This is a genomic window from Synechococcus sp. N32 (genome assembly GCF_900473895.1).
Classification (GTDB): Bacteria; Cyanobacteriota; Cyanobacteriia; order PCC-6307; family Cyanobiaceae; genus Parasynechococcus.
The window spans coordinates 548,348-568,727 of record NZ_UCND01000015.1 but is presented as its reverse complement, the minus strand read 5'-3'; the positions used below and the strand labels follow the sequence as shown (position 1 = coordinate 568,727).

41 protein-coding genes are annotated in these 20,380 nt (G+C 58.5%); 28 read left to right on the top strand and 13 right to left on the bottom strand.

What is annotated here, in order from left to right; all coding sequences use genetic code 11:
• Positions 1–94 precede the first annotated feature (94 nt).
• Both DXY35_RS11750 and DXY35_RS11745 read left to right on the top strand, forming a co-directional pair.
• A complete protein-coding gene (locus DXY35_RS11750; protein WP_115082425.1) occupies positions 95–1,483 on the top strand; it encodes a PhoH family protein in 1,389 nt (462 codons plus the stop codon).
• A 57-nt stretch (positions 1,484–1,540) separates the two neighbouring features.
• On the top strand, positions 1,541–2,425 hold the full coding sequence (locus DXY35_RS11745; protein WP_244273145.1) for an LOG family protein: 885 nt from the start codon (positions 1,541–1,543) through the stop codon (positions 2,423–2,425).
• Between the two features lie 18 nt (positions 2,426–2,443).
• Here the strand turns inward: DXY35_RS11745 and DXY35_RS12935 are convergent, their stop codons facing one another.
• The 3 genes from DXY35_RS12935 to DXY35_RS11730 form a co-directional block, all read right to left on the bottom strand.
• Positions 2,444–2,611, bottom strand: a complete 168-nt coding sequence (locus DXY35_RS12935) for a hypothetical protein (RefSeq protein WP_170950626.1) — start codon at positions 2,609–2,611, stop codon at positions 2,444–2,446.
• A gap of 103 nt (positions 2,612–2,714) precedes the next feature.
• Positions 2,715–2,906: a hypothetical protein gene (locus tag DXY35_RS12930; protein WP_115082422.1), complete on the bottom strand. Its 192-nt coding sequence runs from the start codon at positions 2,904–2,906 to the stop codon at positions 2,715–2,717.
• A gap of 27 nt (positions 2,907–2,933) precedes the next feature.
• Positions 2,934–3,164 carry a hypothetical protein gene (locus tag DXY35_RS11730; RefSeq protein WP_244273144.1) on the bottom strand — a complete coding sequence of 77 codons (231 nt, stop codon included), beginning with the start codon at positions 3,162–3,164 and terminating at the stop codon, positions 2,934–2,936.
• Between the two features lie 146 nt (positions 3,165–3,310).
• On the opposite strand from DXY35_RS11730, the gene DXY35_RS12925 reads away from it, so the two are divergent.
• Together DXY35_RS12925 and DXY35_RS12920 are read left to right on the top strand one after the other, a co-directional pair.
• Positions 3,311–3,481: a hypothetical protein gene (locus tag DXY35_RS12925; RefSeq protein WP_170950625.1), complete on the top strand. Its 171-nt coding sequence runs from the start codon at positions 3,311–3,313 to the stop codon at positions 3,479–3,481.
• Positions 3,482–3,565: 84 nt separating this feature from the next.
• Positions 3,566–3,733: a hypothetical protein gene (locus DXY35_RS12920; RefSeq protein ID WP_170950624.1), complete on the top strand. Its 168-nt coding sequence runs from the start codon at positions 3,566–3,568 to the stop codon at positions 3,731–3,733.
• Positions 3,734–4,033: 300 nt separating this feature from the next.
• On the opposite strand, the gene DXY35_RS11725 is transcribed toward DXY35_RS12920, so the two are convergent.
• Positions 4,034–4,261, bottom strand: a complete 228-nt coding sequence (locus DXY35_RS11725) for a hypothetical protein (RefSeq protein ID WP_115082420.1) — start codon at positions 4,259–4,261, stop codon at positions 4,034–4,036.
• A 253-nt stretch (positions 4,262–4,514) separates the two neighbouring features.
• On the opposite strand from DXY35_RS11725, the gene DXY35_RS13235 reads away from it, so the two are divergent.
• The 7 genes from DXY35_RS13235 (at position 4,515) to DXY35_RS11685 (ending at position 8,405) form a co-directional block, all read left to right on the top strand.
• A complete protein-coding gene (locus DXY35_RS13235) occupies positions 4,515–4,643 on the top strand; it encodes a hypothetical protein (protein ID WP_256359525.1) in 129 nt (42 codons plus the stop codon).
• A 52-nt stretch (positions 4,644–4,695) separates the two neighbouring features.
• Positions 4,696–5,379, top strand: coding sequence for a response regulator transcription factor (locus DXY35_RS11715; RefSeq protein ID WP_244273142.1), 684 nt, complete (start codon positions 4,696–4,698; stop codon positions 5,377–5,379).
• A gap of 90 nt (positions 5,380–5,469) precedes the next feature.
• Positions 5,470–5,703, top strand: coding sequence for a hypothetical protein (locus DXY35_RS11710; protein WP_115082419.1), 234 nt, complete (start codon positions 5,470–5,472; stop codon positions 5,701–5,703).
• 199 nt (positions 5,704–5,902) lie between these two features.
• The gene (locus DXY35_RS11705; RefSeq protein WP_115082418.1) at positions 5,903–6,775 is read left to right on the top strand and encodes a phycobilisome rod-core linker polypeptide; all 873 of its coding nucleotides are present in this window, start codon (positions 5,903–5,905) and stop codon (positions 6,773–6,775) included.
• A 389-nt stretch (positions 6,776–7,164) separates the two neighbouring features.
• Positions 7,165–7,836: a hypothetical protein gene (locus DXY35_RS11695; RefSeq protein ID WP_244273140.1), complete on the top strand. Its 672-nt coding sequence runs from the start codon at positions 7,165–7,167 to the stop codon at positions 7,834–7,836.
• 12 nt (positions 7,837–7,848) lie between these two features.
• Positions 7,849–8,073 carry a hypothetical protein gene (locus DXY35_RS11690; protein WP_011364493.1) on the top strand — a complete coding sequence of 75 codons (225 nt, stop codon included), beginning with the start codon at positions 7,849–7,851 and terminating at the stop codon, positions 8,071–8,073.
• A gap of 65 nt (positions 8,074–8,138) precedes the next feature.
• On the top strand, positions 8,139–8,405 hold the full coding sequence (locus DXY35_RS11685) for a hypothetical protein (RefSeq protein WP_115082416.1): 267 nt from the start codon (positions 8,139–8,141) through the stop codon (positions 8,403–8,405).
• Here the strand turns inward: DXY35_RS11685 and DXY35_RS11680 are convergent.
• A complete protein-coding gene (locus tag DXY35_RS11680) occupies positions 8,387–9,625 on the bottom strand; it encodes a cytochrome P450 (RefSeq protein WP_115082415.1) in 1,239 nt (412 codons plus the stop codon). The two genes, DXY35_RS11685 and DXY35_RS11680, sit on opposite strands and share 19 nt — an antisense overlap.
• 82 nt (positions 9,626–9,707) lie before the next feature.
• Between DXY35_RS11680 and DXY35_RS11675 the strand changes: the two genes are divergently transcribed.
• Positions 9,708–9,965, top strand: a complete 258-nt coding sequence (locus tag DXY35_RS11675; protein ID WP_244273138.1) for a hypothetical protein — start codon at positions 9,708–9,710, stop codon at positions 9,963–9,965.
• Between the two features lie 18 nt (positions 9,966–9,983).
• On the opposite strand, the gene DXY35_RS11670 is transcribed toward DXY35_RS11675, so the two are convergent.
• Positions 9,984–10,439 carry a lipocalin-like domain-containing protein gene (locus tag DXY35_RS11670; RefSeq protein ID WP_115082413.1) on the bottom strand — a complete coding sequence of 152 codons (456 nt, stop codon included), beginning with the start codon at positions 10,437–10,439 and terminating at the stop codon, positions 9,984–9,986.
• A gap of 124 nt (positions 10,440–10,563) precedes the next feature.
• Entirely contained in the window at positions 10,564–10,776 is a 213-nt protein-coding gene (locus DXY35_RS11665; protein WP_244273136.1) for a DUF1651 domain-containing protein, read from the bottom strand.
• Between the two features lie 242 nt (positions 10,777–11,018).
• On the opposite strand from DXY35_RS11665, the gene DXY35_RS11660 reads away from it, so the two are divergent.
• From DXY35_RS11660 to DXY35_RS12910, 5 genes are all read left to right on the top strand, one after another.
• Entirely contained in the window at positions 11,019–11,384 is a 366-nt protein-coding gene (locus DXY35_RS11660) for an AbrB family transcriptional regulator (RefSeq protein WP_006850785.1), read from the top strand.
• Between the two features lie 71 nt (positions 11,385–11,455).
• Positions 11,456–11,647, top strand: coding sequence for a hypothetical protein (locus DXY35_RS11655; protein ID WP_115082411.1), 192 nt, complete (start codon positions 11,456–11,458; stop codon positions 11,645–11,647).
• Between the two features lie 48 nt (positions 11,648–11,695).
• Positions 11,696–11,863, top strand: coding sequence for a hypothetical protein (locus tag DXY35_RS12915; RefSeq protein ID WP_170950623.1), 168 nt, complete (start codon positions 11,696–11,698; stop codon positions 11,861–11,863).
• A 108-nt stretch (positions 11,864–11,971) separates the two neighbouring features.
• Entirely contained in the window at positions 11,972–12,154 is a 183-nt protein-coding gene (locus DXY35_RS11650) for a hypothetical protein (RefSeq protein WP_170950622.1), read from the top strand.
• A gap of 46 nt (positions 12,155–12,200) precedes the next feature.
• Positions 12,201–12,350 carry a hypothetical protein gene (locus DXY35_RS12910; RefSeq protein WP_170950621.1) on the top strand — a complete coding sequence of 50 codons (150 nt, stop codon included), beginning with the start codon at positions 12,201–12,203 and terminating at the stop codon, positions 12,348–12,350.
• Here DXY35_RS12910 and DXY35_RS11645 read toward each other — a convergent pair.
• The gene (locus DXY35_RS11645) at positions 12,347–12,775 is read right to left on the bottom strand and encodes a tellurite resistance TerB family protein (RefSeq protein ID WP_115082409.1); all 429 of its coding nucleotides are present in this window, start codon (positions 12,773–12,775) and stop codon (positions 12,347–12,349) included. The genes DXY35_RS12910 and DXY35_RS11645 overlap by 4 nt on opposite strands.
• 110 nt (positions 12,776–12,885) lie before the next feature.
• Complete coding sequence (locus DXY35_RS12905; protein WP_170950620.1) at positions 12,886–13,047, bottom strand: hypothetical protein; 162 nt, start codon at positions 13,045–13,047, stop codon at positions 12,886–12,888.
• Positions 13,048–13,166: 119 nt separating this feature from the next.
• Here DXY35_RS12905 and DXY35_RS12900 point away from each other — a divergent pair, with 119 nt between their 5' ends.
• The 3 genes from DXY35_RS12900 (at position 13,167) to DXY35_RS12890 (ending at position 13,744) form a co-directional block, all read left to right on the top strand.
• Positions 13,167–13,319 (top strand): hypothetical protein, encoded by a 153-nt coding sequence (locus DXY35_RS12900; protein ID WP_244272254.1) that lies wholly within the window; start codon positions 13,167–13,169, stop codon positions 13,317–13,319.
• Between the two features lie 83 nt (positions 13,320–13,402).
• Complete coding sequence (locus DXY35_RS12895) at positions 13,403–13,564, top strand: hypothetical protein (protein WP_170950619.1); 162 nt, start codon at positions 13,403–13,405, stop codon at positions 13,562–13,564.
• Positions 13,565–13,567: 3 nt separating this feature from the next.
• A complete protein-coding gene (locus DXY35_RS12890) occupies positions 13,568–13,744 on the top strand; it encodes a hypothetical protein (RefSeq protein ID WP_156783051.1) in 177 nt (58 codons plus the stop codon).
• Here DXY35_RS12890 and DXY35_RS12885 read toward each other — a convergent pair.
• On the bottom strand, positions 13,738–13,887 hold the full coding sequence (locus DXY35_RS12885; RefSeq protein WP_170950618.1) for a hypothetical protein: 150 nt from the start codon (positions 13,885–13,887) through the stop codon (positions 13,738–13,740). The genes DXY35_RS12890 and DXY35_RS12885 overlap by 7 nt on opposite strands.
• Before the next feature lie 108 nt (positions 13,888–13,995).
• On the opposite strand from DXY35_RS12885, the gene DXY35_RS11635 reads away from it, so the two are divergent.
• The 3 genes from DXY35_RS11635 (at position 13,996) to DXY35_RS11625 (ending at position 17,123) form a co-directional block, all read left to right on the top strand.
• Entirely contained in the window at positions 13,996–15,669 is a 1,674-nt protein-coding gene (locus DXY35_RS11635; protein WP_115082407.1) for a protein adenylyltransferase SelO family protein, read from the top strand.
• The gene (locus DXY35_RS11630) at positions 15,666–16,202 is read left to right on the top strand and encodes a DUF924 family protein (protein ID WP_115082406.1); all 537 of its coding nucleotides are present in this window, start codon (positions 15,666–15,668) and stop codon (positions 16,200–16,202) included. The genes DXY35_RS11635 and DXY35_RS11630 overlap by 4 nt, the downstream gene beginning before the upstream one ends.
• A 246-nt stretch (positions 16,203–16,448) precedes the next feature.
• Entirely contained in the window at positions 16,449–17,123 is a 675-nt protein-coding gene (locus tag DXY35_RS11625) for a ParB/RepB/Spo0J family partition protein (RefSeq protein WP_137006747.1), read from the top strand.
• A 43-nt stretch (positions 17,124–17,166) separates the two neighbouring features.
• On the opposite strand, the gene DXY35_RS12880 is transcribed toward DXY35_RS11625, so the two are convergent.
• Positions 17,167–17,337: a hypothetical protein gene (locus DXY35_RS12880; protein ID WP_170950617.1), complete on the bottom strand. Its 171-nt coding sequence runs from the start codon at positions 17,335–17,337 to the stop codon at positions 17,167–17,169.
• A gap of 139 nt (positions 17,338–17,476) precedes the next feature.
• Here DXY35_RS12880 and DXY35_RS11620 point away from each other — a divergent pair, with 139 nt between their 5' ends.
• Both DXY35_RS11620 and DXY35_RS11615 read left to right on the top strand, forming a co-directional pair.
• Positions 17,477–17,794, top strand: a complete 318-nt coding sequence (locus DXY35_RS11620; protein WP_025362236.1) for a DUF3303 domain-containing protein — start codon at positions 17,477–17,479, stop codon at positions 17,792–17,794.
• Positions 17,795–17,824: 30 nt separating this feature from the next.
• On the top strand, positions 17,825–19,018 hold the full coding sequence (locus tag DXY35_RS11615; protein ID WP_115082404.1) for a glycosyltransferase family 2 protein: 1,194 nt from the start codon (positions 17,825–17,827) through the stop codon (positions 19,016–19,018).
• Here the strand turns inward: DXY35_RS11615 and DXY35_RS13035 are convergent.
• A complete protein-coding gene (locus DXY35_RS13035) occupies positions 19,015–19,188 on the bottom strand; it encodes a hypothetical protein (RefSeq protein WP_011364474.1) in 174 nt (57 codons plus the stop codon). The two genes, DXY35_RS11615 and DXY35_RS13035, sit on opposite strands and share 4 nt — an antisense overlap.
• A gap of 191 nt (positions 19,189–19,379) precedes the next feature.
• Between DXY35_RS13035 and DXY35_RS11605 the strand changes: the two genes are divergently transcribed.
• Positions 19,380–19,625 carry an RNA-binding protein gene (locus DXY35_RS11605; protein ID WP_006850138.1) on the top strand — a complete coding sequence of 82 codons (246 nt, stop codon included), beginning with the start codon at positions 19,380–19,382 and terminating at the stop codon, positions 19,623–19,625.
• 24 nt (positions 19,626–19,649) lie between these two features.
• Here the strand turns inward: DXY35_RS11605 and DXY35_RS11600 are convergent, their stop codons facing one another.
• Positions 19,650–19,901 (bottom strand): hypothetical protein, encoded by a 252-nt coding sequence (locus DXY35_RS11600; protein ID WP_115082402.1) that lies wholly within the window; start codon positions 19,899–19,901, stop codon positions 19,650–19,652.
• A 112-nt stretch (positions 19,902–20,013) separates the two neighbouring features.
• Here DXY35_RS11600 and DXY35_RS12870 point away from each other — a divergent pair, with 112 nt between their 5' ends.
• A complete protein-coding gene (locus DXY35_RS12870) occupies positions 20,014–20,184 on the top strand; it encodes a hypothetical protein (protein WP_170950615.1) in 171 nt (56 codons plus the stop codon).
• A gap of 27 nt (positions 20,185–20,211) precedes the next feature.
• Positions 20,212–20,379: a hypothetical protein gene (locus tag DXY35_RS12865; protein WP_170950567.1), complete on the top strand. Its 168-nt coding sequence runs from the start codon at positions 20,212–20,214 to the stop codon at positions 20,377–20,379.
• Position 20,380 lies beyond the last annotated feature (1 nt).

Below are 20,380 nucleotides of genomic sequence, written 5' to 3'. Positions count from 1 at the left end.
AACTGCGGGGAGAAGGGGCTCTGCTGTGGTGATTTTTTAGGTCACGACCTTGATGAGTTTTTAACACCAATTGATCCATCAATGGTGAGGTTCAATGAAAGGCAAAATTGTCGTTCTCGACACGAATGTGCTGCTCCACGATCCTGAGGCGCCGCACCGCTTTGGTGATCTCAGGGTTGTGATCCCCATGCAAGTGGTTGAAGAAATCGATCGCTTTAAAAAGGATCACTCTGAAAAAGGCCGCAACGCTCGGCGGATTTCAAGGCTCCTGGATTCCTACCGAGCGCGCGGAAGCCTTGCCGATGGCGTTCCGATTGAGGGAACCAACCACGGCATGCTGCAGGTGGTGTTCTGTCAGGCTCAAGCCCTGAGCGCTTTGCCGGCAGAACTGCAGGGGGGAGGCGGCGATAACAACATCCTTGCAGTGGCCCTCGAGCAGATGCGATGCAGCGGGCTGAAACAGGCGCCCGAGGTCGTTCTGATCAGCAAAGACATCAACCTGCGGATCAAGGCGGATGCGGTGGGCCTGCAGGCCGAGGACTACGTCAACGACAACGTCTCGATCGACGATCTCTATGCAGGGTTCCGTGAACTCAGCACCAATGCGGAGACGATCAAGACCCTGCATGACGAGGAGCAGCTGCCGCTGGAGGCTGTCATTAACTCTGAGGGGCAGCATCTCCAGGCCAATGAAGGCGTGGTGCTGGTGGATCAGCGCAACGACAGCCACACCCTGCTGGCCCGGCATCAAGGCAACAGCAACACCATCAAGCCGCTGCACTGGCTGCATCGCGCCCACTTGGGGCGGATCAAAGCCAGAAACCGCGAGCAAAGCTTCGCCCTGGATCTACTGCTCGATCCTTCCGTTGCTCTGGTGACTCTGGTGGGCAAGGCCGGCACAGGCAAAACGCTGCTGGCCATCGCCGCGGGTTTGCACCAGGTGGCCGACACCCATCACTACGCCCGCCTGTTGGTGACGCGCCCACCGATCTCCCTCGGCAAAGACATTGGCTACCTGCCGGGCACGCTTGAGGAGAAACTCGGCCCTTGGATGAAGCCGATCATCGACAACATCGACTTCATCACCGGTTCAAACCCTGGCGAGAATACTGAGCAGACGAAGAAACAGCGGCACCGCGAACCACGCAACGCCTGGGCCGATTTGCAGGGCATGGGGTTGTTGGAGGTTGAGGCGATCAACACCATCCGCGGCCGATCGATCCCCAATCAGTTCCTGGTGGTGGATGAGGCGCAGAACCTCACGCCCCTGGAAGTGAAAACGATCGTGACGCGGGTTGGTGAAGGAACCAAGGTTGTCTTCACCGGTGACCCTTATCAAATCGACAATCCCTATGTGGATGCCGAAAGCAATGGGCTCACCTGGTTGGTGGAAAAGCTCAAAGGTCAGCCCCTGGTGGGACACATGACCCTCACCAAAGGGGAGCGGAGTGAACTGGCTGAACTGGCCGCCAACATTCTCTGAATCAAGACGACCTCGCCGATACCGCCGACATCACTACCACCCATGACTGTTGAACACATGACCCAATTACCTAGTACCGCTTCACCTGAGCAAGCCAACCTGGATGCAATTCTGAAGTCCCTCACCTACAGAATTGCCTATGAAGATCCCGACTTGCTGAACAGCAATGCCATGCGTGGTGTGCGCATGCTGCTTGAAATCACCAAGCCGGATCTGCATCTGGAAACAGCCGGGATCGAATCGACGATCATTGTTTTTGGTGGCGCCAGGATCGTCGACAAAGACACTGCTGTCGCCAAGCTGACGCAAGCCGAGCAAAGGCTCAGTGCAGCCCCGGGCTCACCGGTGTTGAAGCGACAAGTCGTCCATGCACAACAGCTCGTGGAGTTGTCTCGTTTTTACGACGCAGCTAGAGAGTTCGCCTCATTGGCCTCCCGGCATGGTCAGTGCAACAGGGAACAACCCAACGATTGCTCATCCCATGTGATCGTGACCGGCGGTGGTCCGGGAATCATGGAAGCCGCCAACCGGGGTGCCTTTGAGGCCGGCTGCCGCTCGATTGGGCTGAACATCACCCTGCCGTTTGAGCAACATCCCAATCCCTACATCACCCCGGATCTTTGCTTCAAGTTCAACTATTTTTCACTGCGCAAATTCCATTTTGTGATGCGCTCGATTGGCGCCATCCTTTTCCCGGGTGGTTTTGGCACGCTTGATGAACTGTTTGAGCTGCTCACCCTGCGGCAAGTGGGCACCAAAGGCAGCATGCCCATTGTTCTGTTTGGTTCAGAGTTTTGGAGGAGGCTGGTGGATTTCGACTACCTCGCCGAGACGGGCTTGATTTCAGATGACGACCTCGATCTGATTCATTTCTCAGATTCAGCGGAAGAGGCCTGGGATTTCATCTGCAACCGAACGCAGGCCGACCCCCAGTTGAGCTGAGCAGGCCCAGCTACCCGATCAAGCAGATGGCTGGTTGTGCTGGCGCAGTTTCTTGAGTTGATCTTCGATCTGAAAGCGCAGCTGCCTCAGGTTTTCAACATTGATCTGGTGTTCGCCCGAGCTCCAGTGCTGCGGGTTGGCGACACGGATCTCCAGCTCGCGAAGGCGGGAGAGATCAGATTGCATGGCGAACTCCACGGCCGGGTTAAGTCTGTTGTCGCAGCTTCTGCCTTCACATGAGTTTTTCTACTGGGTAAGGGAAAACGACCGATTTGCTTCCAAAGTGGGCTCAGATGGAGCCCGATTCGAGCAGGTGGTCCATCAAGGCCGCATAAAGCTGGGTCTTCATGTTCAACAGGCAGGCCTGTTCGTTGGCGTCACCGCCGGGCCAGTTGTCGTGAGCTTCAGCTACGACACGGTGCAGAAGACGCAAAACATCTCTCTCCAACGTAATGGTGGTGATCATTGGGTTGTCTTCCATTGGCGCTAAGAGGGAAAGGAGCTGATTTCAGAGGCCCTGGGACTGCTGGCGCACGATCCAGGCTGATGCGGCTTCCTGTTGCTTCCATGCCAACAACAGATCTTTGGCAATGCTGCGTAGGGATGCAAGGTCATCCGAGTTGTCGATCTCGCGTGAGAATTTTTCGACTTCAAATTTCTGGCCCAGAGTCAACGCGATCGGTTCCATTGGCTTGTGGCTTGGTGAGCGGAACGTACCCGAGAACTTTTGCTGCTGCAAATCAAAAACGTAGTACTTGCAACCGATTTGAGGAAAGAATGCTCATCTCAATGCATTGCTGTCATTACAGAACATTTCTGAATGCCACTGATCACTCGGATCGCAAAGGCTTATGGCCTTAGAAAGCATGTATAGGCCTAGAGCTGATGCATTTCTCCTGGGAAAAACATCTGGAATTGTCCAGGAATGTAGCTGTTGCGTCAGACAAAAATAAGGGTATTGCCCTCGCCCTGATGGGTGTTGCCCTCACCATGCTGGCCACGGATCTTCTGGCCCATGAGTTGAAGGCCTCAGCCTTGCCGTCCTCCAGGGCTTAATTCAGAGAAAGTCCATTCCAACCTTTTAGATCACCCGGATCGTCAAGGCTTAATGCCTTTAAAACATGCATCAGCTCCTAGCCGATGCATTTCTTCTGGGATCAACATCTGGAATTAACCAGCAATACAGTTTTTGCCTTGCCAAATCAGGCTATGTCACTTGTGCTGATGAATATCGCTCTCATCATGCTGGCTGTTGATCTTCTGGCCCATGAGTTGAAGACCCCATCCTTGCCTCTGTTCTGGGCTTGATTCAGAGAAAGTCCATCTCGTCTTCATTGTTGTCGTCTTCCCGGGATTGAATCCACAAGGCTGAGAGCGGAAAAATGAAGCAGCTTGCAACGAGGAATTCCATTGGCTTTGGAATTTGATGAAGCAATAATCCAGCGAATTTCAGAGACAAGCTGTATCAACCGCTGTCATTTTTTTTTTTGAATTTGGTTGCCGATCGATCCGTTTAATCGTGTTGAGTACTTGTGCTTAATCAGCCCAGGCTGATCAAGGTGACACCGGCCACAAACAGCAAAACAGACAACACCAGCAAGCCACTGTTCATCGGTTGCTGGCGCGTTTGATGGATTCCATCCCCAGGCGGGCAGCCCGGCGCCCCAGCCCCACCGCTGCCTGAGCGGTGCTTTTGATCACATCCTTGGCGGTGCTGCGAACCCGGCGGGGACTGCGTTGCATGGCATCGGGCCAGGATCCCTCCGGCCACCGCTGAACCCGGCGACCAACACGGTCACCGAGTTGAAGCAGGGATCGACGCAGCCGGCTGGCCACAGCTTTGAAGCAACAGCATCAATGTGCTGGCTCCTTACCAATGCTGTTGTGCCAAATGACACGAAGGGGGTCTGGCGCCTACTTCGTTGCTTAAATCCCTCAATTCAGGGATATGGCTACATAGATGGCTCCCTCAACTGAGGGATGTTCAATTCATTGATGTGTTGCTGAATAAGGAAGCGCGCCGCCGGTTTGCATGTCTCCTCTGTATGATTTGAATCTTCAGCGCAAGGGGTAGCTGCAGACCGAAACCGTGCAGGTGGTCGATGCCGCCCAGGCCTGGCGCTTGGGGAGTGAGCGCTTTCCCCATTGCATCCGCGGTGTTGTCCGTCGCGATGCTGGGCGTGATGGCTCTGCAGCTGAGTCATCCAATCGCCGCTAAAAGAAGGGCATCCGAACAGCCTGGGATGGAGCTGCGGCTCTAGTCGCGCGCGTTGAACGAAGCTGTGGAAGCAACGGCGCAGTTTTTCAAGACCCAGCGGGTGGTGGCTTGCTGCGGTGATCGCCTCACCCTGGCTTGCCTTTGCCTGGCGGAGCCGATCCGCCGTGCCGTGGTGGGTGCCGCCACCACTGAAGACGAAGGCTTTGAGTTGGTGCTGCGGCACAAGCCGAGCCTGCTGATCTGCAGCTCGGATCTGGAAACCGGCTACGGCATGAACCTGCTGCGGCGGGTGAAGGCGGAGCTGCCAACCTGTCAGCTGTTGATCGTGCTGGTGCGCGAAACCCAGGCCGTAGTGCAGGAGGCGATGCAGGCCTACGCCGATGCAGTGATCTTCAAATCAAGCCTCGGCACCGGCAAGGGAGATTTCGTGCAAGCCCTCCAGACCCTCTCTGAAGGCGGTGTGTATCTCCCCGAAGAGATTCGCCAGCTCGGTGCTGCCCAGGCGCCGAATCCGAACCTGCCGCGGTTGATTGAAGAGCTCACCGAGCGGGAGCTGGAGGTGGTGGCCGGCGTGGCCCGCGGCCTCACCAATCAGGGCATCGGCAGCAGCCTCGGCATCTCGGTGGAAACGGTGAAGACCCACGTGGTCAACGCCAAAGACAAGTTGGGTGCCGCTGATCGCACCCAATTGGCGGTGATGGCGTTGCTTTACGGCCTGATCGATCCCCTCGGCTGAGTCCTGGATGGGCTGTTCGGTGATCACGGTCGTGATCTCGCTTCGGTGGCCAACGCTTGATCCATAGGGTCTCGGCGTTGCTTTGTAGTGATGTCCGAGGAAACCACCAACCAGCAGTCCTGCGGCGGCAAGAAGCGGGCGATGCTCGCCTATGGCCTGGTTCAGATCTCCGCCACCGTGGTGTCGGCTGTGTCGTTGGCGGCCATTGCGGTGGGTCTCTGTGCCGTGAAGCAGGAGAGCCGCCTGTTCAACGGCTGCGTGGAAACCGTTGTGGCCGAGGGTCGCTCCCAGGCGGAAGCTGTTCGCTACTGCAACGGCGGCTGAGATTCAAGACCAACCCTTCCCGAGGGTTGTGGCCAACACCCTTGGATGAGCCTGCGTTCTGGCCGGGATCAGGCTTTCGTTTTGGCCTGAAGCAATGAATGCCTATTGCTGCTGTAACGCAGCTTTTAACTATTACTAAGTTCATCTCCATAGATGAAGCGATCGCCATATCTTTGATCTGATTTCACTGTTTTCTCGGATGCCAGCCCTGAAGTACAAGCGGGATTTCACCCACGAACAGCGGGTGTCGTTCGCCTTTGCGAACTCCGTGGATGCAGCCAAAAGTGCCAGCTCCAACAAGGGCAAGGCGGCATCTACACCTGCTGAGTACAAGCAAAACCAGTGCGCCGCCATGGGCATTGGTATGGGCCCCCGGATCCATGAGGAGTGCCCCTACTCGGCGATCAACCACTCCTATGCCTCCACGGGCAGCCAGGCTCTGGAAGCTGCCATCACCGCTGGCTACAAGCAGGTGTTCGGCAACATCGGCATCTCCGACAACCAGCGTCTTGTCTCACTTGAAGCCTTCCTCTGTGACGGCCGCATCAACGTGCAGGGCTTCATGGCAGGCCTGGTGAAATCTGAGCTGTACAAGAACAAGTTTTTCCACGCCGTGTCTCCCATGCGCGGCATCGAGCTCACCACAAAGCACCTGCTGGGGCGCCCTCCGATCAATCAGAAGGAAGTGAGTGCTGGCATTCAGCTGATCGCTGAAGAGGGTTTCGACGCTTTCGTTGACAGCCTCGTTCGTTCGGAGGAGTACCTCGAGACCTTCGGAACCGACACGGTTCCCTATCTGCGTGGTTTCAAGTCGGAAGCACGGGCTTCCTGCTCCACCTTTGTTGGCATGGCCGAAATCACTCCGGCCAATGCCAGCTCTGAAAACGCCATGTACACCGGCCCTTCCCTGGTGAAGCGTTTCAGCATGGATCTCAATTCCTTCGCTGCTGCTGCTGTCTATTCAGACGACAGCGATCGTGGTGGTTTCTCCTACACGAACGCCGTCAGCAACCCTCGCAACGCTGCTTACCGCCGCATGTATGGCGGCAAGTTCAACTACGGCCGCTTCTGATTCATTGCTGCCTGCAGCGATGAAGCGATGAGTTGAGTAATTAGGGCAGGAGGGGCAACCCTCCTGCTTTTTTCGTGGGTATTACTACTCATTGAGAATCATCCTCGTTTACGTAAAGTCCCCGAGTTCTTTGGCTTGTGGATGTATTACTTCGGGCTATTGGTGCACGAAAGCGGCCAGGTGACGCCTCTCTTTGGCACTGAAGTTCTCGAAGTGGCTGTCTCCAAATTCTTTGAGTGCTGTCTGAGAACGGGATATAAGCCGATTGATGTTCACTTGCGGCTGATCAAATCAGCGTCGCCACAGTTTCCAGCTGAGATCTGTCTGGATAAAAATCTGCTGGTATCGGCTTACAACCTTCAGGTGGAAAATTATCAATAACCTGCTGATTGCTTCAGCTGCGGCTGGCTTTCGGGGATGACATCTTGGGGATTGCCCCCGCCAAATGCCTCGTGGCCAGCCCCGCCGATGCCGACGCCAACCTCAAGCGGGCCCTTGAGCAGCTCAACGAGAACGAGGCGGCTGTTGCTGAGGCGATCAATGAGGCCCGCGCTGAGCACGCCCGAAGTGAACCGCCCCTCACCGGACAGGCCCTGCTGGAGCGGATCGATCAGCTGGCCAGCCAGAGCTCTCTCGACAGTCAGGATGCGGCGATCCTCTGCCACTGGCCCGATGCTGCTTCCATCGGCCAGGCCTGGTTCAAGCTCAAGCACCCGGGCAAGAGCGTCCCCAGTCCGATGTTGGTGCTTGATGCCTACCTCGTTGGCGCCCCACCCTTTCTGAGCAAGGCCCAGCGGGATGTGGTGGGTGATTGGTACCGCAGCAAGGTGAGTGCCAATCCCGAGTACGCAGATGCCGTCACCGGGGCGGCCAAGGCCTTCGTTCTGATCGGTGATCTCAACGCCAGTGCCGCCGGCATGGCCTGGCAGACGATCATTCCCGATCTGCTCGAGCAGGGGCACGACCTTGAGTTCAACGTCACCAAGGAACAGGTGACGGCGGCGGCAGCCCGCTGGATTGTTGCGGTGGCCGACACCTTCACGCCACCATCGCTTGATTGACGCGAGCGATCGATGGGTCTGCAGCTGGTTTCCGCCGATTACCTCCACGAGGACGGCATCACCTACCGGATCCGCCGCGACAGCCTCGAGCAGGACTTCACGATTGAGGAGAAGCGCGATGGCGCCTGGGTGGATTGCGGCCTGGATCAGGCGGTGAAGGATGTGAACTTCGCTGAGTTCAAGCGCCTCGGCCTGCTGATCAAGAAGGTGATGGATGCTGATCAATGGCTGGCCTGACGGGCCACGAATCGCAGCTGCCGGCCGGCCGCGCCAGGATGTAACGAATTCGTTACACGTTTCTCATGACCGTCGGAGAAATCTTCCTGGAGAGCCTCTCCACCGGGGTGATCACCGAGCACGAGGTGAACTGGCTTGCCTCCCATCAGACCAGCTTTGATCGGCCGGAGGAAGCCGCCGCCATACGGCTCGGACGCCTGATGGACCAAGGCCAGATCAACCTCGGCTGCCGCCTGCCGGAGCCGATGCCGCGTCACCAGGAGGTGCTGGTGGACTGGATCGAGCCCCTCGGCCGTCGCCGTCACCGTCACAGTCAGCGCGCAGTGGCCTGAACAAGCAGGCCGTCCTTGGGATTGGGGCTGGGGATCAGCTGCAGCGCCAGGTCTTGATCCGGCTGCAGCTGCAGCTCCACCGTCTGCAGCAGCCCCATCGCCATCAGGCGGATTTCCAACTCCGCCAGGGCCTTACCCAGGCAGACCCGTTCGCCGCCACCGAAGGGCAGCAGCGTCTGCTTGAACGAGCCATCCAGGTGCCGTTGCGGCCGGAATGCCGCCAGATCCTCGTCATCACCGGCCGACGTCGGGCTCAGCACCACCTGAATCACGCTGCCTTCGGGAACGGCCACCCCCGCCAGTTCGATCGGCGCCAGGCTGCGCCGGAAGAACCCTCCCACCGGCGGCGTCAGCCGCATCACCTCCAGCACTGTTGCGTCCAACCGTGCTGACGCCGCCTCATTCGCCAACCCATCGCGCAACCAGCGCTCCACCTCGGGGTTGAGCAGCAGCGCCCGGAACAGGCAGCTCAGCGATGAGGCCGTTGTCTCATAGCCGGCGAAGAGCAACAGAAGTAGCTGTTCGGCCAGGTCGTCATCGTCCAGGGGAATGCCGGCTTCATCCAATCCGCCGCTCAGCAGATCAAGCCCGCCTTGGTTGGTCCCCGCCTGGAGCACGCCCTTGATCCGCTTCAGCAGCCGTTGGCGTGCCGCCATCGCCTTGGCAAAGGGGGTGCCGGGAATGGCCAGCGGAATCGAGAACAGGGCCCGGGTCCAGATCTCGAAGTCGGCGAACAGGGCATCACGGCTGGCGCCATCCAGCCCCAGCACCGTGGTGGCGATCACGGCAAAGGCGAAGCGCCGCATCCGTGCCGCCAGCGGCAGCGCTGTGTTGGTGGTGATCAGCTCCTGGCAGAGCTCCGCCACCATCTGCTCGATCGACGGGGTGTAGCGCACCAGTGCTGCGCTGGAGAACAGTTGCCCCACCACCCGGCGCCGGGCTTTGTGCCCCGGCCCACTGCGGTTGGCCAGCGATTGGCTCCCCAGCAGTTGCCGCACGCTTTCGGGCCACCAGCCCTGCAAGGCATCCCCTTGCCCCAGCAGGTCGCCGATGGCCTGTTCGCCGCGGATGAACACCATCCGCTGGGCCAGCAGCTTGGTTTCGAACACATCGCCGTGGGTCTCAAAGCGCCGCTGGGCGAAATCCGCCTGGGTGAAGAAGGCCAGGGTTTCCCCCAGTCCGCTCACGGCGCCGGTGCTGGGGAGGGGGGTGGTGGCCATCGCAGCTCGGCGTGAGCTGCCGTTCTAGGGCTGACAGTGCTGCAGGCGCTGGCTATTTCAACTGGTGTGCTGCGCGTTCTCCGTGGAACTCAAGTCTTTGCTGTTTGTGCTGATCGCTCATCTGATCAGCGCCGGCCTCTCGAAAACCGTTGCCGCCCAGAAGGCCCGCAACAGCAACCGCTGGGCTGTTGCGGGTTTTCTGTTCGGGCCTTTGGGTCTGATTTCTGCGGTGGGCATGCCGGACCGTCATGAGATTGTTTATCTGCGCTATCTGGCTGAGCAGCAGGGCTACCAACCCCGCCACGCCTGTGGTGGTCAGAAGGGTGAGACCGACGCCTGAGTCTTTTCTTGAAACCCTTCAGCGGCAGCGCTGAAAACGAACAATGCTGCGGGTGAGCCCTTTCTCGGGCCAGTTGGGCATCACACGCCAGGGGGTGTGCACCGTGAGCACGTCGCCCTCGATCGCAAAAAAGCGAGTCTGTTCGGTGCCCACCCATTCCGGATTCCAGGCCACATCCACCTGGGTGATCCAACGGTCATCCTCGAGCCGGTAGGTGCCGGTGTAGGCGATCATGCTGCTCAGCAGGGCTGATCGCTCCTCGGCATTGCTGCCCGGTTGGCGACCTTCCCCTGAGAGCATGAAGGAGAGACGACCCTCCGCCGTGAAGATCACATAGCCGCTGGGGTTGTCCCCCATCGGTGCGAAGGTGTTTCCGTTGGCTTGTTCTTCAACGTCGTAGCTCAACAATTGCCAGGCGCCATGCACGCTGGTGGAACTGATCGCTTGGGCGGGCTGAACCGAACTGACGCTCACAACTGAATCTGTTCCTGCGCGGCAACCTATCGATCGTGATCTGGCTTTGACAGCCTGAAGCGAGACATTGCTGCGCAATTGATGCCATTGATTGCCGAACCAGTAGCGACGACAACGAAAGTGATCAGCGTGCTGGAGCGCGGCAGGGCCGCCAGCCCCGTTTCACCATCACGTTCCAGGTGTCGATCGCGTTCTGATCAAGAACGCGGCGATGGCTGAGGGGTTGCGGTGGTTTGGGTGGGTCGTAGTGATACGTCCTGATTGAGACCCAGGGCGTTGTCTCTGAATTCAGTTCCGGCTTGAAATGCACCAGCCGCTGTTGGGTTGTGTTGACCAACCATCCACGTCCACCCTGGTCAGGGTGTGATTGGGATTTTGATTGCTGCTGGGTGTTGGCCATTTGAGCGCATTCTCGAGGCCAACTGTTTGACGCCGAGGGCTTTGTCAAACCACCAACACAAGCTGCTTACACATGCTGATTTTTTGCTTTTCCAGCCAATGAACTGAATTCAATCCTTTTTTCCCCTTGTGAGCAGCACAATATTTGTTCTAATAGAGAAGTAACGACCTCACAGACCCATGCTTACCGGAGCTGAATTGCTCAACCGCGTCAAGGAACTTGGCGATTGCGCCAAAACAGATCTGGCCAGAGGTTGTGGCTATGTCGTCAAAAAGAAAGACGGCTCTGAGCAGGTGAAATTCACCGCGTTCTACGAGGCTCTGCTGGAAGCCAAGGGCCTTTCCTTCTCCACCGGTGGATCCGGTGTGGGCAAAGGTGGTCGCAAGCTGTCTTACAAAGCTGTGGTTCAGGGCAACGGCAATCTGTTGATTGGCAAGGCCTACACCGCCCTTCTGGAATTGCAGCCCGGCGATGAATATGAGATCAAGCTTGGACGCAAGCAGATCCGCTTGATTCCCGTTGGCGGTTCCGAAGAAGAGGATTGATCTCCGGTTCAGCAGCAACACCATTGTCCCCGTGGTTCCCTTAGGTTCCACGGGGATTTTTTTTGGCTCCGATGCCCTATCAACCCACCAAGGAGCATCTGGACCATCAGATTCCAGACGCGTTCAAGAGCATCAACAGCTTGATGCGTCAGTTGAAGCAGGACATCGGCATGGATGACCGCTACATCGCCCTGATGCTTGATGCTCTTTCGCGGGAGTATTCCGCCAAGCAGCCGAGCCGTGAAGGCTTCAGGTTCCGCTAAACACCAAGCTATTGCTATCAACCGGTGGAATGGCGTCTTTCTCCACCCATGAAACGACTCCTGCTCGTTCACAACCTGGTGCACGGTCAGAGCGTCGTGCATGAATTGGATGACAAGGATTTCGCCGTGGAGCTGGTGGAGGGCGATCCGGAGACCGACGATCAGGGCGAGATGGACGTGGAGAGTCGCTTTTTCATCCGCGTCGACAACGGATGAAGGTGAGTTGATTTCAATGCCGAATCACCTCCGGTGCGCAGCTCAGCACAGAGCTGATCGCTGGGGTTGGATCAGCGCTATCGGGAAGGAATCCGTGGGTGGAAGTTGATGGCAACGCGCTACGTGCTTCGGACGGGGGAGGTCATCCACTCCAACCGCAACCCCGAAGAGCTCGACGTCTACTGCTACCGAAGCGGCGCCAACGACCACACCTGTCTGCTGCTCTCCGATCAATCCGAAGCGGATTTCCTGCTTCGCTACGGATCTGACGAGTTGAACGTGGCCTATTGACGCCGCTCGGATCGTGGCCTGAATGGGTGGGCATCTAGGCAACGCCATGGACGACGTCAGGCTGCAACAGCTGCTTCAGGAGGCTGAAGAGCATCTCCGTGCCCGCAGCTGCCGCCAGCGCTATGAGCGCGCCGTGGTCCGTCTGCCCGACAGCCGCCGGGGCATCTGGTTCGGCGATGACAAGCGTGCTGCCTAAGGCGCGCCGTTGACGAGAAGAGCTGGCTCCAGGGGAGCGTGCAGCAACTCAAAAACCGAATCGATGCGCTCGGCCTCCACCTGCGAGATCGAGAGCATCAGAGCCAGCAGATCGAGCCGCCGCCGCTCTTCGGCGGAATAGGGCCCATCCGAGCGCATCAGTTCTGAAGCCATGGCGTAGGCCGTGAGCGCTTGATCGGCCGTGAGCGCCTTGGCTGCTTCCAGCATCAGCGCCTTGGTGCCCTTCTCCAGGCGCATGGCCAGCACTGCATCCATCAGCAGCACCACGTCGTTTTCACTCATCCGGCAGTAGGGCTCGCGGTAGTCGAGGGCATGCCGGAATGCCCTGGCCCCAGCCCGGCTGAGGGTGTCGTCCCACGACACCGCGGTCAGGCCAACGGCCGCAAAAGCAGTGACGACATTCATCGGGAATGGCGCAAGCGATTGCCAACTGTCGACGAATTGCCTGGATCCCTGTTGTTAAAAGCGCAACAGCTCTTTGCAGATGAGTCGTTGCACCTAGTCGGCCTCTCGCATCATTCCGGCAGGCGTTCCACGGCCACATGCATGAACCGCTTCACCATGGCAATCGGCCAGCCTTCCCGTTGCAGGTCTTCAGCGATCTGATCGATCTGAAAGCCGATCTCTTCGGCCACCAGCTCTTCCAGCAGCTGGTTCGAATGTTGCGTGGTGGTCATGGGCCGGTGCTCAAGCTCAGCAGCACTGCATCGGGCCTAACCCACCTCGGCTGTGTTTCGCCACCTTGATTTGGTCGCGTTCGGTTGCAGGCTTGCGGCGCCGTTGCCAGCTTGAAGGCATGAAACAGGCTTCCCTGCTCCGGCGCATCGGCACCTACCTGCTTGGCTTGGTGGATGAGTACTGGGCCATGCGTCGTCCCTGGCAGTACGGCGCCAAGCAGCCCCAATGCGGGCTGCAGTGCGATGGCGATCACTGCGAACCCGTCGACTGAGTCAGCCCTGCGCACAATCCGCGTTTACACGGGTTGCCGCTCCTCCATGTCCCCACAACAGTGAGGTCAGCACTGGAGATGAGATGGAGTTCAAAAGCCGCATTTTTGCCACCTCGCGAGGGTCCACCATCGACGCCATCGGCGACGGCAAGTACCTGGTGTGCAATCCGGCCTATTGCTTCATGGTGCATGGCCTGCGCCAGGCCCATGAGGCCGTGCAACGTCAGGAAAAGCCCGCCCTCTGAGCCATGGCTGAATACCGGATTCACTGCAAGCACTGCGGCTATGAGGGGCAGGCCAACTCCCGTTGGATCCCCTTCGTGCAGGTGGAGAAGCGGGGGCAGGATTGCCCCCATTGCGGTCGCCCCACCCTGCTGGAGCCCTGGTGCAGGCTGCGGGCTGAGGCGTCCATGCCTGATTACTGAAAGGTCTGCCAGCTGCTGGTGAGCCACTGGGGAGCCACGCTCCACCAGATGGCTGTGGCCACAAAAATGGCGGTCAGCCCGATCAGGCTGGTGATCAGCTCCTCCTGCCGGTTGTCGGAGCGAAGTTTCCTGGCTTTGCCCACGGTTGTCCTTGGATGCTTCCCTCGGTGTAAGGCCTCGGCTCGGCATTGGCCATCGGTCAAAACACCCGGCCGCAGCTCTGGCGATGATGGGTTCAGCGTCAGGGTCCGATGAGCACCGCCACGTTTGCTGAGTTCGCCGAACGGGCCGACTACTCCCTGCTGGAAGCCCTCACGCCTGACCCGGAGTCCACAGCGGATGGGGAGGACCACCGTCCCCGCCAGGTGCTCTCGGGCCACTACGTGCCGGTGACGCCCACCCCGATCCCCGAGCCCCAATACCTGGCGCACAGCCGCAGCCTGTTCAGCGAGCTGGGTCTCAGCGACGACCTGGCCCAGGACGATCAGTTCCGCCGCATGTTTTCCGGTGATCTCGGTGTGGCCACCGGTCCGATGCGGCCCTGGGGCTGGGCCACCGGCTACGCCCTCTCGATCTACGGCACCGAATACACCCAGCAGTGCCCCTTCGGCAATGGCAACGGCTACGGCGATGGCCGAGCCATGTCGGTGTTCGAGGGCTTGTTTGAAGGGCGCCGCTGGGAGATGCAGCTCAAAGGTGGTGGTCCCACCCCCTACTGCCGTGGTGCTGATGGTCGCGCCGTGCTCCGCTCCAGCGTCCGTGAATTTCTGGCGCAGGACTTCATGCATGCCCTCGGTGTGCCCACCTCCCGGTCGTTGACGCTCTACGTCTCCCATGCCGAGACGGTGCGTCGCCCCTGGTATTCCGAGAACTCACGCTCGATGGATCCGGACGTGATGGTCGATAACCCGGCGGCCATCAGCACTCGGGTGGCGCCATCGTTTCTGCGGGTGGGTCAGCTGGAGTTGTTCGCCCGCCGTGCCCGCAGTGAGGCCCATCCCCGGGCGCATCAGGAATTGCACCAGATCGTGGTGCACTTGATCGAACGCAATTACCGCCAGGAGATCGATCCCGGCCTGCCCTTCAGCGACCAGGTTGTGCTGTTGGCGCGCTTGTTCCGTGATCGCCTCACGACCCTTGTGGCCAACTGGATCCGTGTGGGCTATTGCCAGGGCAACTTCAACAGCGACAACTGCGCCGCCGGTGGCTTCACCCTCGACTACGGCCCGTTTGGCTTCTGCGAGCTGTTCGATCCGCGCTTTCAGCCCTGGACCGGTGGCGGCGCCCACTTCTGCTTCTTCAACCAGCCGGTGGCTGCGGAGGCCAACTACCGCATGTTCTGGAAATCCCTGCGCACGCTGATGGAGGGCCAGGCGGAGGTCCAGGCCCAACTGGATCAGTTGCTGGAGGAGTTCCCCGCTGCCATGCAGGAGGCCATGCAACGGATGTGGAGCAGCAAACTCGGTCTGCCCAGTGCCGACGACGCCCTGGTGCAAGAGCTGCTGAAGCTCATGGTGGAGTCCAGCGCCGATTATTCGATGCTGTTCCGCCGCTTGTCGGATCTGCCCGAGCAGATCGATCCGCTGCGGGACTGCTTCTATCTGCCCCTTTCGGAAGCCCTCCAATCCCAGTGGAACGACTGGTTGCTGCGTTGGCGTGCCCAGTGGCCCAGTGGCGTTGATCCGGCTCTGATCTCCGCTGGCATGCGGCGGGTCAATCCGGCCATCACCTGGCGCGAATGGTTGATCGCTCCGGCCTACCAGCAGGCCGCCGAAGGCGACACCTCCTTGATGGCTGAACTGCAGCAGCTGTTTAGCACCCCCTACGACACCCCTTCCGCCGACATGGCGGCCCGCTATGACCGCTTGAAACCGCGGGAGTTTTTCAGCGCCGGTGGGGTGTCCCACTACAGCTGTTCGTCTTGAGCGCCGACGACGTTCTGGTGTTCTGGTTTCAGCAGTGCCGTCCCTGGCAGTGGTTTCGTCGACGCGACAGCTTCGATGCCCTGGTGCGAGACCGATTCGGGGAGACCGTTGAGCGCGCCCTTGCTGGAGAGCTGGACCACTGGAACTGTGGGCCCAGCAGCGGTCTGGCCCTGGTGCTGCTGCTGGATCAGTTCACCCGTCAGATCTGGCGTGGTGAGGCCAGGGCCTTTTCAGGAGATCAACAGGCGTTGGCTGTTGCCCTGATGGGCCTCCAACAGGGATGGGTTGCGGTTGAACCGCAGCGACCACGACGTCAGTTCTGGCTGATGCCTCTGCTGCACAGCGAGGAGGAAGGGGTGGTAGCGAAGGCCATTCCCTTGCTGGAGCAATGGGTGGATGCTGCCACAGCCGATGTGGCCTGCCGCAATTTGATCCAGCTGAAGCGCTTCAATCGTTATCCCCAGCGCAATGCTGCCCTCGGACGCAGCAGTTCACGGGAGGAAGTGTTGTTTCTTCAGGAGGCTTTCCATTGATGCCGGGTTGAACATCTCATCGTCATCGTTCAGGCTTTCATTCGATGGTTTGACCAGGCAAGTTCATCGCCATCTGAGCATCGATCGCCATCGCGTCGTGTTTGATCTGTCTTGGCCGATGGGATGCTGCTGAGACTTAGAGGTGAGTACAACTTTTACGGTTTGCTCTGTATGAACCTGCATCAATTACTATGTAAAAAATGAGTTAAGAGCGTGTTAAATTAAGCATAGTCTTGCTCTGGTGACTTGCTTCTTGAGATTGATCCGTCAGTCGTCACCCATTTTTTGCGCGTTCAATCCCGCAGGTTTAAAGGTGCGCCAAAGGCCATGACGGCCCGCACCTTTGATAACAAGCGTTATTTCGGCATGGTGATTGCAGATGAGGCCCTGAGGGCCGGCAAGTCGCTTGATCAATGCGTGCACGTCCGGGCAATGCGGCAGCATTTTGTGGATGGTTTGGATTGGAGCGACACCGAATACTCCAGGCTGTACCAGAAAAAGTACAGAAAGATGGAGCGCCACGGTGGAATGAATGGCGACTTCAGTATTTTTGCGAGAAAAAAGTTGCATAAATATGATTTGATTTTTGACGATATCAAATTGAATGGTTATAAGCAGTCGGCTTCAATTGAGGAGAATATTGAGGTCGCTCTCGATTCGAGCGGTAAAATTTTATTGATTGATGGCCGTCATCGCTTGGTTTTGGCGCAGCTCATTGGTCTAAAAAAAATTCCTGTGGTTGTTAATTTGATTGCTGAAAGCGTCGCGAGAGCTTTTGTTGAGAATATTGAAAATCTGAAGAGTCAATTGCAAAGTCAAACAGTTGACGAGCGGTTAAACGACTTGGTTACAGTTCCCGGTGGGCGTAAAGATAAAGGGGTTCTGATTAATGCATTTCAACACAGTCATTTCCCCGGCTAATCACGTCGAGGCGGTCGACGCTCGCGGTTGACTCTTGCGTTGTTCAGCAGGATTCGCCTTCGTCTTTCATCAGGCGCAGCGCTGCATTCATCACGGCAGCTTTCACCGCCCGGCGCTCCAGCCCCTGGCGTTCAAAGTGCCGAACGATGCGCGACAGGTCCCACCAGACGGCCACTTCTACTTCATCCATCTCATTGGCGACGTGGAGAGTCATGGTTGCGCTGGGTCTTAATTCAGCTGTAGCCCCGTGCCAGCACCGCCTGAGGCGTCTGCGGAATGACTGCTGAATTCAGTTGCAATTCAGCCTGAACGGTCGTTCGTGGCTAGGCAGCAAGTGGATGCCTCTCTTCACCGTGCAGCACTACTTGATCGTTTGGACGTTCCCGACCGTTGAGGGGGCGTGGGAGTCATGCCCTGGCTTTGCTGACTACATCAACTCGGGAGCACCGGGAGATGCCTTCGACGGCTTTGCTCTCAAATACCGCGTCTGCGAACCGATCAGCGGTAGTGGTGTCGCCATTGCCGTTGCCAGTGACATCGGCAAGGTTTGGGCGCATCTCGGCCCCTGGATCAAGGACTTCGGCATTCAGTTCGAGGTCACTGCTGTGGTGTCCGATGCTGAATTTGCTGCGATGTGGCCGATGGTGGAAGCTGCAGCATCCGTCAGCTAAGACGGCTGCCCATCACACCATGGCCCGGCCTTGACGCTTGCCCTGCTTGAGCCCCTGCTGTTTCTTGCTGCGGCTGGTTCAGCTGCAGCTGGATTGCTGATCCTTCAGTTGGGGCTGCAACGGGTGTTTTCAGTGGCACCGCGCTTGAAGCCGAACCAGGACGTTGCTGTTCCGGACACGTCGCTGACCGTGGTGATCCCTGCCTTCAACGAGGCCCACAACATCGGGTCCTGTATCGCCAGCGTTCTGGCCAATCAGCCGCCCTGCCGGGACTGGTCGGTGCTGGTGGTGGATGACGAGTCCAGCGATGCAACGGAGGACAACGCCCTCCGGGCTGGCTCTGCAGCGCCCCACTTCCGGCTGATCAAGGCCGGCCCCAGGCCCGTCAACGAACGCTGGGTGGGCAAGAACTGGGCCTGTAGCAGGGCCGTTGACCAGGTCTCCAGCGAGTGGCTGTTGTTCATCGATGCCGATGTTCGGCTCAAGCCCGATGCCCTGAAACGGGCCCTGGCTCAGGCCCTTGATGAGCAGGCCGATCTACTGAGCCTGGCGCCGCGGTTGAGTTGCGGATGCCTGGCGGAATGGATGGTGCAGCCGATCATGGCCAGCCTTCTGGGCCTCGGCTTTCCCATTCTCGAAACCAACGACCCGGCATCGCCGGTGGCATTTGCGGCGGGGCCTTTCATGTTGTTCAAGGCCTCCACCTATGCCCAGATCGGTGGTCACCGAGCCCTGGCTGGCGAGGTAGTGGAAGATCTGGCCCTCGCTCGCGCCATCAAGGGAGGAGGCCATCGGCTGCGTTATCTCCTGGGGCTTGATGCGGTTGATCTGCGGATGTACCGCGACCTCGCGGCGCTCTGGGAGGGCTGGACCAAGAACTGGTTTCTGGGCCTGGACAAGGATCCCGTCAAAGCCCTTGGCGCCGCTTTGGTGGTGGTGCTGATGTTCACCGTGCCCTGGCTGTTGCTGCCGGCATCGCTGCTGCTGCTCTGGCTCCAACCCCTGCTGGCTTCGGCTTGGTGGTGGGTGTTGGCGCTGGCGAGCTTGGCCATCCTTCAACAGCTGCTGCTGCGGCTGTGGACGCGCAGCAACTTTGATGTACCCCTCAGCTACTGGTGGCTGATGGGAGCCGGTGGGTTGCTGGTGGGTGCGATTGGCCCCGTCTCGATCTGGCGCACCCGCACGGGACGCGGGTGGACCTGGAAAGGCAGGGCTTTGAATTAGGCGTGGTGTCCCTTTTTGCGGGCATCTTCAGCCCGTCGCCGGATTGCCGCATGCCGGAATGCTTTTTCCAGCTTGGTCAATTTGGGTTGTTTGTCTTGCAGGGCAGCTTCGCCGCGGGCTTTGGCTGCGTTGATGAAATCGTCCGATTTGGTACCGCTGAGTCCACCCATTTCCATTCCTCAACTGAATCAAGCCTGGTTCCGTTGCGGCTTCATTGGGCTCGAAGCAAAGGCTTTCTATCGAATTCAGGTTTGAACGGAATTGTTTGGTAGTCCTTGATCCCAATTATGAGCCATCCCTTCAGAAGGCTCGGCGTCAGGCCGCTGTGTGCGAAGGTAAGCAGTCTTGATCAATTCTTTTTTTGACGATCTTTATCGGAAATCTCTCCTGGGACGCTGAGCGGGAGGATCTCATTCATCTGTTCGGTCAGTACGGCGAAGTGAGCAAGTGCTCCTTGCCCCTCGACCGGGAGACGGGCCGCAAGCGTGGTTTCGCTTTTGTTGACCTCAGCAGCGAAGCCGATGAGCAGTCGGCAATCGACGACCTGCAGAACGTTGAGTGGATGGGTCGCGCCATCTCCGTTCGCAAGGCCGAACCCCGCCGCTGAGCTTCAAAACAGCTTCGCTTCACCTCACTGTCCAAAACCACGGTCGGTTGTGGATGGTGAGGTTTTGTCCTGCGTTGCGTTGGACTGTGGCTGTTGAGAGGCCTGGTTGAACCGACTGTCGATCCAACGCGAAACGATGTAGATCCCAATGAACATCGGGATGTAGATCTGATAGGCACTCTGTTGTTCAATCTCGAGCTGATTGACGACGGTGACAGCAGCGGTGCTGAGCACGAGGTAGATCCCGACGCGCCGAAACAGGGGTGATTTGAACAACGTTGTGAGAGCTCAAGCGTTTGATCATGTTCTCCTGCCGTTGAACTCCCTCAACTGGGGGATGTGCCGGAAGTGCTTTACCTGCTGAATGGGGAGGCAATGCAACGCTCCGATGCCACCCGCCTATGACCTGATCATTGAGCGTGGAGGCTCGATCGTGGTGGAAACCATCGAGGCCTGTGACGAAGATGCTGCCTGGCGCGCTGGCCTGATGTTGCACATCGAGGCGCTGATGGCCGTGGTCTGCAGGGACGAACACGACCCCGAATCGACGCGGGCTTAGTGTTTTCTTAAGAGTTGGAGCGATGTTGTGATCGGTTTGATCGCCTCAGGTTTGTTCCTGGTGTTTCCCTCAATTCCCGGAGCGGATCTATCCCTGTTCCAACAGCTGAACAGGGAGCTCGGTGCCCTCTGTCAGGAGCCACCCGCTCAGGCCATCAGGGTCTGTCGCCTCCATGCCCGCCTGGTGAACGGCTGAG